Source organism: Vibrio sp. 10N.247.311.14 (assembly GCF_041467715.1).
In the GTDB taxonomy this organism is placed as follows: Bacteria; Pseudomonadota; Gammaproteobacteria; order Enterobacterales; family Vibrionaceae; genus Vibrio; species Vibrio crassostreae_C.
Map to the genome: position 1 here is coordinate 1 of NZ_JBFSVE010000064.1, position 16,611 is coordinate 16,611.

Annotated in this window: 14 protein-coding genes; 8 read left to right on the forward strand and 6 right to left on the reverse strand. The window is 43.9% G+C overall.

Going from position 1 to position 16,611, the window contains the following annotated elements:
* On the reverse strand, positions 1-183 hold a 183-nt coding region (locus tag AB6F11_RS19100), incomplete at its 3' end, for a helix-turn-helix domain-containing protein (RefSeq protein WP_372163523.1).
* 157 nt (positions 184-340) lie between these two features.
* Between AB6F11_RS19100 and mepA the strand changes: the two genes are divergently transcribed.
* Both mepA and AB6F11_RS19110 read left to right on the forward strand, forming a co-directional pair.
* A complete protein-coding gene (gene mepA, locus AB6F11_RS19105; protein ID WP_102394397.1) occupies positions 341-1,180 on the forward strand; it encodes a penicillin-insensitive murein endopeptidase in 840 nt (279 codons plus the stop codon).
* Positions 1,181-1,453: 273 nt separating this feature from the next.
* Positions 1,454-1,762 (forward strand): hypothetical protein, encoded by a 309-nt coding sequence (locus AB6F11_RS19110; RefSeq protein ID WP_017062536.1) that lies wholly within the window; start codon positions 1,454-1,456, stop codon positions 1,760-1,762.
* A 42-nt stretch (positions 1,763-1,804) separates the two neighbouring features.
* On the opposite strand, the gene AB6F11_RS19115 is transcribed toward AB6F11_RS19110, so the two are convergent.
* From AB6F11_RS19115 to rdgC, 3 genes are all read right to left on the reverse strand, one after another.
* Positions 1,805-2,059, reverse strand: a complete 255-nt coding sequence (locus AB6F11_RS19115; RefSeq protein ID WP_004735061.1) for a YfhL family 4Fe-4S dicluster ferredoxin — start codon at positions 2,057-2,059, stop codon at positions 1,805-1,807.
* Between the two features lie 34 nt (positions 2,060-2,093).
* A complete protein-coding gene (yegQ, locus tag AB6F11_RS19120) occupies positions 2,094-3,512 on the reverse strand; it encodes a tRNA 5-hydroxyuridine modification protein YegQ (protein ID WP_017062848.1) in 1,419 nt (472 codons plus the stop codon).
* A 206-nt stretch (positions 3,513-3,718) separates the two neighbouring features.
* Positions 3,719-4,633, reverse strand: coding sequence for a recombination-associated protein RdgC (rdgC, locus tag AB6F11_RS19125; RefSeq protein ID WP_102394398.1), 915 nt, complete (start codon positions 4,631-4,633; stop codon positions 3,719-3,721).
* 194 nt (positions 4,634-4,827) lie between these two features.
* On the opposite strand from rdgC, the gene phoB reads away from it, so the two are divergent.
* Genes phoB through AB6F11_RS19140 form a run of 3 tightly spaced genes read left to right on the forward strand, consistent with a single transcriptional unit; the run spans position 4,828 to position 7,823 of the window.
* Positions 4,828-5,517, forward strand: a complete 690-nt coding sequence (gene phoB / locus AB6F11_RS19130; protein ID WP_004735064.1) for a phosphate regulon transcriptional regulator PhoB — start codon at positions 4,828-4,830, stop codon at positions 5,515-5,517.
* Positions 5,518-5,550: 33 nt separating this feature from the next.
* A complete protein-coding gene (gene phoR, locus AB6F11_RS19135; RefSeq protein WP_102394399.1) occupies positions 5,551-6,849 on the forward strand; it encodes a phosphate regulon sensor histidine kinase PhoR in 1,299 nt (432 codons plus the stop codon).
* A complete protein-coding gene (locus AB6F11_RS19140; RefSeq protein ID WP_102320722.1) occupies positions 6,846-7,823 on the forward strand; it encodes a PstS family phosphate ABC transporter substrate-binding protein in 978 nt (325 codons plus the stop codon). The genes phoR and AB6F11_RS19140 overlap by 4 nt, the downstream gene beginning before the upstream one ends.
* A gap of 77 nt (positions 7,824-7,900) precedes the next feature.
* Here AB6F11_RS19140 and ppx read toward each other — a convergent pair whose 3' ends face one another.
* Positions 7,901-9,412, reverse strand: a complete 1,512-nt coding sequence (gene ppx / locus AB6F11_RS19145; RefSeq protein WP_017068609.1) for an exopolyphosphatase — start codon at positions 9,410-9,412, stop codon at positions 7,901-7,903.
* Complete coding sequence (gene ppk1, locus AB6F11_RS19150; RefSeq protein WP_102394400.1) at positions 9,403-11,499, reverse strand: polyphosphate kinase 1; 2,097 nt, start codon at positions 11,497-11,499, stop codon at positions 9,403-9,405. Before ppk1 ends, ppx begins: the two co-directional genes overlap by 10 nt.
* Positions 11,500-11,699: 200 nt before the next feature.
* Here ppk1 and AB6F11_RS19155 point away from each other — a divergent pair, with 200 nt between their 5' ends.
* The 3 genes from AB6F11_RS19155 to pstB all read left to right on the forward strand — a co-directional run bounded on the left by AB6F11_RS19155 (position 11,700) and on the right by pstB (position 16,556).
* On the forward strand, positions 11,700-13,916 hold the full coding sequence (locus AB6F11_RS19155; RefSeq protein WP_102394401.1) for an ABC transporter permease subunit: 2,217 nt from the start codon (positions 11,700-11,702) through the stop codon (positions 13,914-13,916).
* Positions 13,917-14,027: 111 nt separating this feature from the next.
* Positions 14,028-15,737, forward strand: coding sequence for a phosphate ABC transporter permease PstA (pstA, locus tag AB6F11_RS19160; RefSeq protein WP_102394416.1), 1,710 nt, complete (start codon positions 14,028-14,030; stop codon positions 15,735-15,737).
* Positions 15,738-16,556 carry a phosphate ABC transporter ATP-binding protein PstB gene (gene pstB / locus AB6F11_RS19165; protein ID WP_009848269.1) on the forward strand — a complete coding sequence of 273 codons (819 nt, stop codon included), beginning with the start codon at positions 15,738-15,740 and terminating at the stop codon, positions 16,554-16,556.
* Positions 16,557-16,611 lie beyond the last annotated feature (55 nt).

Consider the following 16,611-nt stretch of genomic DNA (forward strand, 5'->3'; position numbering starts at 1 on the left):
TTCTTCAAAAAAAATCCGAACCCATTTATTGACACTGGTTCGACTGACTTTGAGAGATTTTGCAATTTGTGTACGAGAGAGGCCGTCTTTAAAGTGTGCGAGCGCAAGTAAACGCATCTTCATCTGAATGGTTTTTTGCTGGCTCGCAAGCTTTTTGAAGTCAGTGTTATTAAGGCTATCCATGGCTAAATTTCACAATAATTCATCAATCTTAATTAGATCACATTTTTACTTTAATTGGTATAATTCACTAGCTATCACCAAAAACTTAAGTACGATATGCACCTAATCCTAAATGGCGACTAATATAATGAGTAAGCGTCAGTAATTTGGGATTATTATGAGGTTCTTTTTTGCACTGGTTGTATTCTTTTGTTCATTTTCTCTATCAGCAACTTCGTGGGAAAAAGAGAGTCACCCTACTAAAAATTCACCCTCATCAATTGGAAGCTATGCCAATGGCTGTCTAGACGGCGCGCAGGCTTTGCCTATTAATGGTTTGGGGTATCAGATCATTCGCCCTCAAAGAGAGCGCTACTATGGCCATACAGAAGCTATAAAGTTTATTGAGAGGTTAGGAGTCACGACCAGCGAGAAGCTCAATACTAATTTATTGATCGGTGATATTTCTCTTCCCAGAGGAGGGCGCTTTTCTTCAGGTCATTCAAGTCATCAAACAGGGTTAGATATTGATATATGGCTAAGGTTAACCAGTAAGAGGTTGTCAGAGAACGAATTAGCTGTGCCTAAACCTGTGAGCGTTGTGGATCTTACCAACTACAAATTGCGTGAATCGAATTGGACCGATGATCATTTTCAAGTTATTCGTTATGCGGCGAAAGATGAAAAAGTGGTGCGTATTTTTGTTCATCCAGTGATCAAGCAAACCCTTTGTGAACAAGAAAACTCTGACGCTAATGATAGAGCTTGGTTAGGCAAAATAAGACCTTGGTGGGGACACCACTCCCACTTCCACGTTCGTTTAAAGTGTCCTGAAGGCAGTTCAAACTGCATAGCTCAAGCGAGCCCTCCTAAAGGTGATGGTTGCGGATATGAACTTGCAAGTTGGGCTCCACAGACTGTTCCAGTTCCACCTCCTAAAAAAGTAGCGAAAACTAAGAAAAAGAAAAAAGTTAAAGTGATGCCAAGTCAATGTTTGGCCTTGATATCTAAGAAGTAATCCTGTTTATCGAGGCTTTTTACAGTGGTACTGCCACTGGTTTTTTCGACTCTAAAACTGGAGAAATATCACACTTTTGTCTAGAGTTTATAAACACGAGATTAAGAACATCGTTTGATATTAATAAAAGCAATAACGGTATCAGCAAGGGCGATGGCGAATTTGACAAGGTTTGGTCAGGGATTGAGTGTTTTGGGGTGAAAGATGCGGCTTATATGCAGTATGCGAAATCAGAGTCTGATACCCGTCGATAGATAATTCAAGGATAAGACTATGACTATGATTTGTGCGAAGGAATTTTCAGAATGGTTAAGACATAGGTTCAACGCTGAAAGCTCGGGTATTTCAATTTCAAGAGATGACATCAATCAGCTAACAGGCAGACAACGTTTAGACCCTAGTTTCGTAAATGATGTTCACTATGAATTGATGCAGTATGGAATGGCATTTGTGACCGATACCAGCAGGGAAAACTTTTATCTTGTTCCTATAGCTCAATCAATAAACTGGCGAGAACGACTCGAATATCAATTTGAAAAAGAGCTCTTCTGCAATATTTATCCAATCGGAAAATCAGGATGAAAAAAAAGGTTCAACTTATGGTTAAGTTGAACCTTTCTTCTTTTAGGTCAAGCCTTGAATGATAACAAACTTCTCAAGTAGCTCGTCATCAGTTTCAATATGGTTTGGGTCAGTGATGATGCATTTTGTAATCGGACACACTGACTGGCATGTTGGCTTTTCATAGTGACCTTTACACTCTGTACATAAATCAGGATCGATCTCGAAGATGCTGTCGCCCATAGTGATTGCACCATTTGGGCATTCAGGATCACACATATCGCAGTTTATGCACTTGTCAGTAATTAACAGAGCCATTATTTTCTTCTCAAGTAAGTCGCTTAAGTAAAAATTATTTGCCTGATGCGTTACGTGTATCTTGGCCTTCGCTCAAGTTACGCATCAGCAAGCCGTACTCTAGATCTAGATCTGCTGGTACAGGAATAAATACAAAGTGACCGTTACCTTTCGCATCGTCGACCGCTTCAGATTTGCGGTTTTCCATAACTTCTAGTTTGAAAACAACGTTACCTTTCGGTGTCATCATTTCTAAGCTGTCGCCTACTAGGAACTTGTTCTTCACTTCTACTTCCGCTAGGTCACCACGGCGCTTACCTGTGAACTCACCGACAAACTGTTGAGTGTCAGAGATAGAGTAACCGTACTCGTAGTTTTGGTATGTATCGTGTGTATGGCGACGTAAGAAGCCTTCAGTGTAACCACGGTGAGCTAGGCTCTCTAGTGTACCCATTAGGCTTTCATCGAATGGTTTGCCTGCCACTGCATCGTCAATAGCTTTACGGTAAACCTGAGCAGTACGTGCACAGTAGTAGAAAGACTTAGTACGACCTTCAATCTTCAGAGAGTGAACACCCATCTTCGTTAGGCGCTCAACGTGTTGGATTGCACGAAGGTCTTTTGAGTTCATGATGTAAGTACCATGCTCATCTTCAAACGCTGCCATTTTCTCTTCTGGCTTGTGTGATTCAGAAAGCAGAACCACTTCGTCTGTTGGTTTACCAAGGCCTAGTGTGTTGTCTGGACGCTCATCTTGAACTTCAATGTCTTGCGTTTCTACTTCTTGAATAGCAACACCAGTAGGGTTTGCTTCAACGATCTGACCGTTTTCGTCTTCTTTCGCTGCTTCTGTTTTGTATTCCCAGCGGCAAGCGTTGGTGCAAGTACCTTGGTTTGGATCGCGCTTGTTCATGTAACCAGAAAGCAGACAACGGCCTGAGTAAGCCATGCAAAGAGCTCCGTGAACAAAGATCTCTAGCTCTGTTTCTGGGCAGTGTTCGCGAATCTCTTCGATCTCTTCAAGCGATAGCTCACGAGATAAGATCACACGCTCAACGCCTTGAGTTGACCAGAACTTAACGGTCGCCCAGTTTACTGCGTTTGCTTGAACAGAAAGATGGATTGGCATTTCAGGGAATGCTTCACGAACCATCATGATAAGACCAGGATCTGACATGATAAGCGCGTCAGGGCCCATGTCTACAACTGGTTTGAGGTCGCGAATGAATGTTTTTAATTTAGAGTTGTGCGGCTGAATGTTACATACAACATATAACTTTTTGCCTTGAGCATGAGCTTCATCGATACCGATTTGTAGGTTTTCGTGATTGAACTCGTTGTTACGAACACGAAGGCTGTAACGTGGCTGGCCTGCGTATACTGCATCTGCGCCGTAGGCGAATGCGTAACGCATGTTTTTGAGGCTTCCTGCCGGTGATAATAGTTCAGGTACAAATGGTTTTTGTGTAGTCATTGCTTCGTTCTCTAATCTGATCTCAAGTCAGGTTGATATCACCAAGTGATATCAAAGGGGCGCAAATTTTACGCTAAAATGAGTTTGGTTGATAGCCCTAAAGATAGCAATGACATTAACAAGAGGGCCTAGAGGCAGATATAAGTGAGAACTTAGTGAGAAATAAGCTCAGATACCGTTAGCACCTGAGCCTATAGTTTGACTGATTAAGCGTTAGGTTGAGTTAACCCGCCTAATGATTCAAATAGGTTTGGAAGGAAAACACTGAACTCACCACAAAGTAGAGAGAAGTCCGCATCAAAACGCGCAGCTTGATCTTCACGAGGAATATCGTCGTTTTCGTCTTTGAGCTCATCACTGAATTTTAGGCGTTTGATGCTGCCATCTTCTGCAAGAATGAATTCAATACGGTCTTGCCAGTTGATAAGAAGTTTCGTCACCATCTTATTGGCTTCGATGTGGTTTTTAATCTCATCAGCTTCTAGTTCTTGTTTCTTAACTCGAACAATACCGCCGTCTTCTTGAATAGATTTTAGTTCTGCTTCATCAAGCATAGTGATGCCTTGTGGCGTATCACCTGATTTCACCCATTCTGTAAGAGTCGTTTCGATCGCTTGCTCTGGGATAGCTGGCACTACTGGCAGGCTACCCATTGTCTTACGTAGCAATGCTAATACATCTTCTGCTTTTTTGTAGCTGCTCGCATCAACCACAATGAAACCTTCTTTTGGCATGATCAGCGCGTAAGTGAAGTTGCTGCGGCTGAATGCTCGAGGAAGTAGATCAATGATGATGTCTTCTTTTAGGCTGTCTTTCTCTTTCTTTTTCAGAGGGGTACCAGACTCTGCCTCAAGCGTTTCTACTTTTGCGTTCAATGATTCTTTGATCACAGAAGCGGGTAGTATTTTCTCTTCTTTCTTTGCACAGATAAGAATGCGGTTTTCTGATACGTGCGTCATCATATCGCCATGTCTACCCATTGCGTGTACCCAACCAAACTTCTGTTTGTCTTGGCTACCACAAGGAGTAAAGCGGAATTCTTCAAGTTGTTTCTCTAGCTGATCTGCGTTGAAATCAATATCACGGTTGAAGCGATAGACTAGGCAATTTTTAAACCACATAAATTTTTCTCATACCTTTTTAGAAGTGCTTCATGATATGAGATCTAATTCGATTTGTCCCTAGCTCTGTATCAAAAGTTATAAAGTGAAATGTTTGAGACAGTTATATGAAAATTTGTTTTCAAAGGTCACAAAAGTGTCATAATTAACTCAGATAATGCAATGCGTTGATTAAATACAAAGGCTATTCAATTATGTCGAGAAGGATTCTGGTCGTTGAAGATGAAGCACCTATTCGTGAGATGCTGTGCTTCGTACTTGAACAAAAAGGCTACCAAGCAGTAGAGGCTGAAGATTACGATACAGCGGTAAACAAGCTATGTGAACCTTTCCCAGATCTAGTATTACTAGATTGGATGCTACCTGGTGGTAGCGGGATAAACTTTATCAAGCACATGAAGCGTGAAGAGTTAACTCGCAACATCCCAGTGGTGATGCTAACGGCTCGTGGCGAAGAAGAAGATAAGGTGCGTGGTTTAGAAGTGGGTGCTGATGATTACATCACCAAGCCATTTTCACCCAAAGAGCTCGTTGCTCGCCTGAAAGCGGTTATCCGCCGTGTAACGCCTACTGCACTAGAAGATGTGATTGATGTACAAGGTCTTAAGCTAGACCCAGTATCTCATCGTGTTACCGCAAGCGAAGGTCCAGTTGATATGGGACCAACAGAATTCAAAATGCTGCATTTCTTTATGACTCACCAAGAGCGTGTGTACAGCCGAGAGCAGCTGCTTAACAACGTTTGGGGTACCAATGTTTACGTTGAAGACCGAACGGTTGATGTACATATTCGACGCCTGCGTAAAGCGCTTGAGTCTGCAGGTCACGATAAGCTAATCCAAACGGTTCGTGGCGCTGGCTACCGTTTTTCTACAAAGGCTTAATGTGGCTTCGCTGCCCAGTTTACGGAGTCCTGAATGGTTGAAAAGTTAACCTGGAAAAAGCTGGCTTGGGAGCTGGCTTTTTTTTACGCACCATGGGTTTTAGTCGGATGGATATTCGGTTACCTACCTTGGTTGCTGCTGGCTGCTACGGTATTGCAGCTCGGCTGGCATCTACACAACCAAATGCGTTTGTCCGCATGGCTGTGGGATGAGAAGCGTCTAACTCCACCTTCAGGCTCTGGGAACTGGGAATCTCTGTTTAACGGTATTTATCGTATGCAGCAGAGACAGCGTCGCAAACGTAAAGAGCTGACTAACCTTATCCGCCGTTTCCGTAACGGTGCAGAATCGCTTCCCGATGCCGTTGTGGTATTTCGCGGTGAAGGCAATATCGTTTGGTGTAACAAGCTAGCTCAGTATTTGCTGGGCTTTCGTTGGCCAGATGATTCAGGTCAACCGATCTCGAATTTGATTCGTACTCCAGATTTTATTAAGTACCTTAATAAGCGAGATTTCTCTGAGCCATTAGAGATGCCTTCTCCATTGAATGTGGAGCGTATGCTCGAGCTGCGTATTGTGCCGTATACCGAGGGTGAACACCTGATGGTGGTACGTGATGTGACCCAGCTTAAGCAGTTAGAAGGCATGCGCCGTAACTTCTTCGCTAACGTTTCTCATGAATTGCGTACGCCGATGACCGTCCTTCAAGGTTACCTTGAAATGACCGAAGATCCAGACATGATCGTTGGCCCAATGTGGACCAAGGCGCATGGCGTAATGACTGAGCAGCTCAATCGAATGAACAGTTTGGTTAATCAACTACTCACGCTTTCGAAAATTGAAGCGGCGCCAATGCATGAGTTGGATGAAGTGGTCAACGTTCCGGCGATGCTTGAGGTTCTTGAGAAAGAAGCGGCGAGCCTTAGCGGTGAGCGCGAACATAAGCTTGAGTTTGATATCGATAAGAGCCTACGAGTTCTTGCCGATGAAGACCAATTGAGAAGTGCGATATCGAATTTGGTTTATAACGCGGTTAAATACACACCCGCAGGTGCAACGGTCAAAGTGCGTTGGTATCAAACCAGTCAAGGCGCGTGCTTAGATGTGTCAGATACTGGTGATGGTATTGAGCCTCAACACTTACATCGACTCACAGAGCGCTTCTATCGTGTAGATAAAGCCCGCTCTCGTGATACCGGTGGTAGTGGTCTTGGATTAGCGATTGTAAAGCATGCGCTTAGCCACCACGATTCACATCTCGAAATTCAAAGTGAAGTGGGCGTCGGCAGTCGTTTCCATTTTACTTTACCAAATCGACTGACCGTATCATGAGTTGTTCGATACGCAGGATGCATTTTCCAGTCAGCTCATTATTAGCGTTTGCTTTAGTTAACCCTGTGCATGCCGAACAGGGTGTCGATTCTCTTCCTGATTATTCTAAGGTTCCGGGAATTTCTGGGAGCTTATTATCGGTCGGTTCGGATACCTTAGCGGGTATGACGACGTTATGGGTGGAAGAGTTCAAGTCCTACTACCCAAATGTTAACGCTCAAGTCCAAGCATCGGGTTCTTCTACTGCTCCTCCAGCCTTAACCGAAGGGACTGCACATCTAGGGCCAATGAGTCGTCCGATGCGCCTGCGAGAAATTGAAGCATTTGAAAGGGAGCATGGATATAAGCCAACAGCACTGCGAGTTGCTATCGATGCGATTGGGCTTTTTGTGCATCGTGATAACCCTATTGAGGGGCTTAACTTTCGTCAGATTGATGGCATTTTTTCTGAGACATTACGCTGCGGAGCAACAAGGCCCCTCAATAACTGGCAAGATCTCGGAATCGATCAGCCATGGGCGAAACATCGATTCCAATTGTTCGGTCGCAATTCTGTATCGGGGACTTATGGATACTTCAAACAGAATGCACTGTGCGGCGGTGACTTTAAAAATCGTGTGAATGAGCAACCTGGTTCGGCTTCAGTCGTTCAGTCGGTCGCTTCATCCATCAGTGGGATTGGCTACTCGGGCATTGGCTACCGTGTAGCAGGTGTTAAGCTGATTCCTATTGCAGAGCACGGCTCTAATTATGTTGAGCCTACGCGTGAGAATATCTTGAGTGGTGATTACCCTCTATCTCGTTTTCTCTATGTGTATGTGAATAAGCATCCGGATAAACCACTTTCTCCGGTTGAGAGAGAGTTCCTTACTTTTGTATTCTCAAAGCAGGGACAAGAACTTGTAGAGAAAGATGGCTATTTAGCAATACCGTCTGAGTTCGCAGAGCAAGAGTTGGCAAAAGTCGGGCTCTAATTCAGGCTGCGATAAACTTAGATAAGAAACGTATGAACAGCTTGCGCGTCGCAGGCTGTTTTAATTTTGACTGTTCGTTATTTTAGCTTTAACGACCATCCTGCATTTTGCCAACGTTGTTGCTCTTCTCTGAGCTCATAATCAAGCAGTTGGTTTTGGGCCAACCAATCGCTGTTAGTTCCTTTCAATTCCCAGTTATCCTGTTGTTCAATCGTTAGAGTCACGTCTGGGGCCAGTGCTTGATTTCGCTGACGGTTGAGTAAGATAGCGAGTCTCAATATACGAATCAGCAGGGTGACTTGTTGCTGAGTAAACAGAGAAAGTTCCGGCAAATCTTGTAGTTTGAGCGCTTTTCTTTGATAGCGAACCAATGCTGATATAAGGCGTTGTTGCTCAGTATTAAAGCCTGGCATTGTCGTATGCTTAAGCAGATAAGCCGAATGGCGGTGATAGCCTTGGAATGCAATGCTTTGTCCTACCTCATGAAGTACTGCAGCCCAACCAAGCAGATCATACAGCTCATTAGTGACCGCAGTTGTCACTTGAGGCTGTACTTGTTTCAGCAATGAAAGAGCGAGCACTTTCACTTTCTCGCCATGAGTTACGTCTACATGGTATCGAGAGACGAGCGTTTCGGCAGTTCTTGTTCGAATATCAATATCTTTAAACCTATCCTCCATGTCATAAAGAACGCCTTCTCTCAGGGCACCATCAGAAAAATGTAACTCCTTGATGTCTAGCGTATCCATTGCTGCTGAAAGAATGGTGACGCCTGCAGCAAACACAGGCTTTCTCTCATCACTTAAGCCTGAAAGATTTACGGTGTTGGATGATGAAAACTCACATAAGTGATTCTTTAAATAGGACAGGCGTTGGGGCGTAATGAGACCATCGGTGAACCCTAAGCCAATGAGTACTTCTTTTATTGATTTCGTGGTACCAGATGAGCCAAAAGCGATTTCCCAAGGGGCTTTTGTGTATTCTTCAATCAATGGCATCAATAGACGAGTAGCTGCGGTATAAGCATCTGAGAAGTGTCGCGAAGTTAGCCCTTCGTCAGCAAAGAAACGTTGAGTGAAGTTGACGCATCCCATCGGTAAACTGCGCATAATTAGAGGAGTAAAGCCTTGTCCGGCGACGAGTTCCGTACTCCCTCCACCGATATCAATAACCAACTTAGATTCAGAAGCGGTTTGAGTGTGTTCTGCTCCGTTATAGATTATTCGAGCTTCTTCTTGACCGGAAATGATCTCTATTGGAAAAGGAAACAGTGGCTTGGCTTGCTCTAAGAAGTCTTTAGCGTTTTTGGCTTTTCTTAGGGTATGAGTCGCAACAACTCTGACATCATCAAGCTCAAAATCCGCCAGTCGTTCTGCGAACACCTTGAGGCATTCTAGGCCTCGCTCGATAGCGCTTTCAGATAGGACGTTACGTTCATCCAATCCATCACCTAATCTCACTTTCTGTTTGTGTCTGCTGACTAATTGCAGGTGTTGATCGAATACTCGGGCAACCACCATGTGAAAGCTGTTCGAACCCAAGTCGATAGCGGCAATACATCGAGAATGTTTGTTATCAATTAGCGGCATGATTTCTTCTCTTGTTTGTACTTCTTGCGAGCAAGTTTCTCCATACGTTTAATATAGTGGTAAGTGGAGAGTTGTGACGTCGGGTAATCAAGTAGGTTTGCTGGTGGTTGTGTGTAAGAGTTGCTCATCGCTTGGTCTAGCACTCGAGCTTTGTTGCTGTCATCGAAATGAAACTCGGTGATATCGATAATGGTTTGCTTGATCTTTGGATCTAAAATTGGAGCTGCAACTTCGATGCGGTGATCAAAATTTCGTGTCATCCAGTCAGCGGAAGATATATAGACCTTCGGCTTTCCAGCGTTACCAAATATCATCACTCTCGGATGTTCGAGGAAACGATCGACCACACTGACTATCTCAATATGATCACTGATGTTGGGTATGCCAGGGACAAGAGAGCACATGCCGCGAATGACCATTCTCACTTTTACATTGGCTTGGCTAGCCTGATAGAGCTTTTCAATGATCTCTCGATCGACCAAGTTGTTGAGTTTTAGAGTGATGCTTGCAGGTTTACCTTCTATCGCGTTTTGTATTTCATTATCTATCAATTGGTACAGACGTTTTCTAGTATTCTTTGGTGACACAATCAGTTGCTTGAACTGGGACTTTTGATAAGGGTTTTCAATATACTTAAAGACTTGTCTCACCTCTTGAGTCAAATCTTCATTCGCAGTGAGCAGAGAGAAATCGGTATACACGCGCGCTGTAACTTCATGGAAGTTGCCAGTGCCAATATGGGCATAATGCTCGGTATGCTTGCCTTCTTTTCGTTTGATGAGCAGCAACTTGGAATGGATCTTCAAACTTGGGATGCCATGGATGACTTTTACACCCGCTTCTTGAAGTTTCTTGGTCCATTGAATGTTGGCTTGCTCATCAAAGCGTGCTTGCAGCTCGACAACCACAGTGACCTTTTTGCCATTGTGCGCCGCATCGATGATCGAGCTGAGGAGTTTTGAGCCTTCCGCAACACGGTAAACGTTTATTTTGATGGAGGTTACCTTCGGGTCAAAGGAAGCCTGCCTAACCAGTTCAGTGATGTGACTAAAGGTGTGATAAGGATAATGCAGTAAGATGTCGCGAGCTTTGAGCGCTTCGAAATAGTTTGGGTAATGGCTGAAATGCGCGCACTTAATCGCGGGTAGAGGACGATTAACTAAATCACGTCGGTTAAGGCTTGGGAACTCAGAGAAATGTTTGAAGTTATGATAGCGACCACCTGCGATGACACTGTCATAGTCAGACAGTTTAAGTCTGACTTGTAAGAAGTTGAGAATTTCAGTTGGCATTTCAGATTCATAGATCAGACGTATCGGCAGTGCCGTTAAGCGCTGTTCTAAACCTAAAGACATCGATTCTAATAGGTTATTTTCATTGTCCTCTTGCAGATCATAATCGGCATCACGTGTCATTTTTATCGCAAAACAACGCAATGAGTCATACTCAAAGAATCCTTTAAGTAAGTCATCCAAACAAAATCGAACTATATTATCTAACAAGATCAAAGTTGTACGCTGCGAACCCGAAGTTTCCGGTAACTTAACAAATCGAGGGAGTGCTTCTGATGGGATTTCGAGTAAGACATATTGAGATGATGCATCACGCTCGATGTCGATGGCTAAGTAACTTTGTTCATCTTTGAGAATATTAAGTAACTGGCTATCTTCGTTCAAGAGAATCGGAGTTAAGTGTGGCAGCACTTTTTTCTTAAAGTACTTTTTTATCCAGCCACTTTGTTCTTCGCTGATTTGTTGTTCGTTGACCAGAAAAATACGATTGCGTACCAATTCCAATAGCAAGTCGTTATACAGTTCATGGAATTGAGCATCGAGCTTGCTCGCTTTACTCTGCATTTGAGTCAGTAAGGTTTTTGGCGAGTTGGAGGTTAGCTGCGGATCTTGAAGTAAGATCTTTCGCTTCACATCAGCAAATCGGACTTTGTAAAACTCATCGAGGTTTTTCGAGTAAATACCTAAAAAACGAACTCTTTCGATTAAGGGGACTGACTTATCTGCCGCTTCTTGGAGCACTCTTTCGTTGAAGGATAACCAGCTAAGTTCTTTTGTGACATAGTCTTTTTTCATCGAGATGAGAATCCTTGAGTACTGGCTATAGAGCTGATTACTTTAAATTAGAATGGCAAAATTCACAAAATCTATGATCTTACTTTAAGAAATATGGCTAACAAACTTGTTATTAGTTTCAGTTGTTTAACGTAACTTGTAATATAATTGTCATCTAACGTACATATTATGTCAGTAGCTAAAAAAAGGTAGATAAACAGATGGCATCAGCCCAATTTTCATTGAAAGAGCGCGACAAAAAAAGATGGTTGAAAGATCGTCTCGTCCGTTTTTCGGTGACATGTGGCGCGGTCAGTGTTCTAGCTGCCCTAGTATTGATCTTTGTTTACTTGGCGATGGTCATTTTACCGGTATTTTCTGATACTGGTTTAGAGACAGACCAAGCTGTAAAGACCGTTGCCGTAGAAAAACCTATCGTCTTATCGGTTGATGAATACGGTCAGCATGCATTTACTATCGAAAAATCTGGTTTGGTACAGTTTTGGGATTTAGAGTCTCAAAATACACACTCTTACTTTGAGCGTGATGTTGTAGCCAACCCCATCGCCTTTTCTCGAAATACCCCATCTGAAAACTGGTTTGCCTTTGCCGATAGTGCAAGCAACCTTACTTTTTTCTATCCTGAGTATAGTGCGCCTGTGCTGCAAAAGGGCAGTGAAGCCGATCCTAAAATTGAGCAAATCGATCTCCCAGAACCATTTTTAAATGATGAACCCTCAAATGGGGCGACGATCGACAAATTCGCGTTCTCTAAGAATGGACGTGGGATTACGGTTGCCGCGCAGTTAAGTGACCAACGAGTCTTGGTTAAGTGGTATCAGAGTGACCTTACTGGTCAGTATGTTTTTCAGAAGAGCCAATGGCTATCGGATAAGTTGGGCTTGCAGCAGCAACTGTTTGTCACACCTGATGGGCAAACCTTATACCTACGAGCACAATCGGATTTGGTTGTTTTGAAACTATCAGATAACGGTTTTGATGTTCGTGAAGTGATTGATCTTAGCTTAAATGATGCGAAGCATTCCGTGAAAAGCATCGATTTATTGTCTGGCGCATACTCGTTGTTGGTTACGCATGAGGACGGACAGGTTTCTCAATGGTTCGATGTACTCAAAGATGAAAAGCGTAGCCTGACCCATATTCGAGACTTCCAACTTGCTGAACAAGTGCAATTTATTCTTCCTGATACTTATAGAAAGGGTTTTTATAGCTTCTATAAGAACGGCACATTACAAAGCCACTATACGACCAGTGAAAAGCTGTCGTTGTTTGAACGCGCATTTGATAAATCACCACAACTAGCCGCTATGTCTGCCAATGAACTGCATCTGGCAACGTTGATTGATGGCATCATCAGTGTGGCTAAAGTCGACAATGAATACCCACAAATCTCATTCTCCTCGCTTTGGCAAAAGGTCTGGTATGAAAGTTACCCTGAGCCGCAATACGTTTGGCAATCAACATCGGCGAATGATGACTTTGAAGAGAAATTCAGTTTAGTACCTATCACATTCGGTACTATCAAAGCCGCTCTGTTTGCGATGATGTTTGCCGTGCCGGTTGCTGTGCTCGGAGCTATTTACACCGCTTATTTTATGTCTCCACGCATGCGAAGAGTGGTGAAGCCTTCGATAGAGCTGATGGAAGCTCTTCCAACCGTGATCATCGGATTTTTGGCTGGGCTTTGGTTTGCTCCAATCGTTGAAACACATTTAACGGCTGTCTTCTCATTAATGATGCTATTACCACTGAGCACACTGTTGACTGGACTTGTTTGGTTCTGTTTACCGAAGAGGGTAACGGGTCGCTTCTCTAACGGTTGGCATGCTCTGATATTGATTCCGGTATTGGTGATTACAGTGGTTGCGGTGTTTGCTGGTGGAAACAACATTGAAGCCTTGTTATTTGGTGGTGATATTCGTACCTTCTTGGCTAGCTATGGTATCGACTTTGACCAACGCAATGCGCTAGTGGTTGGTTTTGCTATGGGCTTTGCGGTCATCCCAACGATTTTCACTATTGCTGAAGATGCTATTTTCTCTGTACCTAAACATTTGTCTGATGGGTCATTAGCGTTGGGTGCGACGGCGTGGCAGACGCTTATTTATGTGGTGCTATTGACGGCGAGTCCAGGTATCTTTTCTGCGGTTATGATGGGGCTAGGGCGAGCAGTTGGTGAAACCATGATCGTCTTGATGGCGACAGGTAACACCCCAATTCTTGACTGGAATGTTTTGGAAGGGATGAGAACTTTATCGGCAACGATTGCTGTTGAGCTGCCAGAATCAGAAGTGGGTGGTTCTCATTTCCGCTTGCTGTTCTTGGCTGCACTCTTGCTGTTTATCTTTACATTCGCGGTGAACTCAGTTGCTGAGTGGGTTAGACAAAGACTGAGAGATAAATATCGTGCGCTGTAGTTTTAAAGGTTTGCCTCAATGTGTATCAATGGCTTTTAGTAGCTTGACTAGCGTGTCTCTTGATCTTTGCAGCTCCTTGATTTCAGCACGCCAAGAGCAAGGTCGATCATGATGAATAAACTGAAGTCATTATTATCTTGGGTTAAATCGGGCTCTCCGTGGATCTGGCTTACGGGCGGGGCGGTGAGCATCAGTATGCTTTCTGTTCTTGGCCTAATGCTGCTGATTGGTTGGAAGGGCTTAACCTATTTTTGGCCCGCACCTTTGTATCAATGGCAAGTTGACTCCAAAGACTTATCGCTAGTGGTCGATCTTGACGAAACCGTATCAAAACAAGATGTATTGGTTGGTCAGTTATATGAACGAAAATACATCCCGATAGAGCAAGTTCCACAAGTCCATGACCTTTTGTCTCCTCAAAATTTGTCGACTGGGCTGATACAGCGCTTAAGCATCAAAGTTGCTAACAGAGAACTGTACCCTGCGGACTTTGTTTCTATTCTGGATGTTAACTTACGTGAACCCACTACCCCGCTTGATTGGGTTGTGATTGAACGAAGTCGAGGTGGTTATTTCTTTGGTAAGCCGGTGGGTTTTAAAACCGCTTCTGGCACTTTTGACTCGAACATAGACCAAAAGCTCGAACAAGGCTTGGCGTTCGCTGATACGTTACGTAAAGAAACGTCGCGTGTCGTGAACCAAGAAATTCGCAATATCAGCTGGCAATTGGAAAACCTGCGCTTAGAAAAGCGTAAGCTTGAACTCAATGAGTCAGTGAGCGATGAATACCTTAAAACCTATACTCAAACTAAACTGGAATTAAACCGCCAGTTAGGTGAAGCCGAAGTTAAGCTTGAGCACCTTAGAACGCAACTTAATGTCGAAAGCTTACTCGTTGAGGATATGACAGGCGAGCAGGTCGAGATTTCGCTAAGTCACATTCTGGATTATTGGTACCCAAATAATATGTCTTACCTAGAAAAGGTTGGGCACTGGGGCAAACAAGTTTGGAAGTTCTTATCAGAGAACCCACGAGACTCAAACTCTGAAGGCGGTGTGTTTCCTGCTATTTTTGGCACAGTACTGTTGGTTATTCTCATGTCGATCGTCGTGATGCCTCTTGGGGTAGTCGCTGCGATATATCTTCATGAATACGCAAAAAACAACGCACTAACACGTTTAATTCGTATCGCCGTGATTAACTTGGCGGGTGTACCGTCGATTGTGTATGGCGTTTTTGGTTTAGGCTTTTTCGTCTATACCATTGGTGGCTCGATTGATACGTTGTTCTATGCAGAGCGATTGCCAGCACCGACATTTGGTACGCCGGGTCTACTTTGGTCAGCACTAACCTTAGCGGTCTTGACGCTTCCAGTCGTTATCGTAACCACGGAAGAGGGCTTAACGCGTATTCCTAGTGCAGTGAGGCACGGTTCATTAGCGCTTGGTGCGACTCAATTTGAGACGCTTTGGCGCATTGTTTTACCGATGGCAAGCCCAGCGATTATCACTGGTTTAATTTTGGCAATCGCGAGAGCCGCGGGGGAAGTTGCACCACTTATGCTGGTGGGTGTTGTTAAATTGGCATCTAGCTTGCCAGTCGATGGTCAGTTTCCGTATTTACACTTAGATAGAAAGTTCATGCATTTAGGCTTTCATATCTATGATGTTGGTTTTCAAACCTCTAATATCGAAGCGGCACGACCTTTAGTGTATGCGACTTCATTTTTATTGGTTACGGTGATTGTTGGGTTGAACTTAACAGCCATCAATATCCGTAATAACTTGCGTGAAAAATACCGAACCTTAGGACAAGATTAGATGTTCTCGATTAATGAAACCTTGGGTTACCAAGCACCACTTGATGTTCACAATCTGAAGGATGAGCAAATTGCTATCTCGATCGAAGGGCTAAATCTTTACTATAAAGAGAGCCAAGCACTTGATGATATCTCGATGCAGATCCCGAAGGGGCAGGTGACGGCGTTTATCGGCCCTTCTGGGTGTGGTAAGTCGACTCTGCTGCGCTGCATTAATCGCATGAACGATCTTGTTGAAGGCTGTAAGGTTTCCGGGAAAGTGAAGCTTCATGGCAAGAACGTCTATCACCCTAAGGTGGATGTTGCGACCTTACGACGCCGTGTGGGTATGGTATTCCAGCGTCCAAACCCTTTTCCTAAATCTATCTATGAGAATGTGGTTTATGGCTTGAGGCTACAAGGCGTTAGCAACAGCCGAGACCTTGATGATGCGGTTGAACGCTCTCTGCGCGCTGCTGCGTTATGGGATGAAGTGAAAGATCGGTTGCATGAGAATGCTTTTGGTTTATCTGGCGGTCAACAGCAGCGTTTGGTTATCGCTCGTGCGGTTGCGATTGAGCCTGAAGTGCTGTTGTTAGATGAGCCGACATCGGCACTCGATCCGATTTCTACTTTGACGATTGAAGAGTTGATCAACGATCTCAAAACGCAATACACAGTGGTGATTGTTACCCACAACATGCAACAAGCCGCGCGTGTAAGTGACCATACTGCCTTTATTCATATGGGAAAATTGATCGAGTACTCAGATACGGACTCAATTTTTACGTCTCCATTGAAAAACCAGACGGAAGACTACATTACTGGTAGATATGGCTAACCTCTCCAAAGGTGTCATCTAGAGCTAAGTCACTCTACAAAAATGGCTTTCTTCA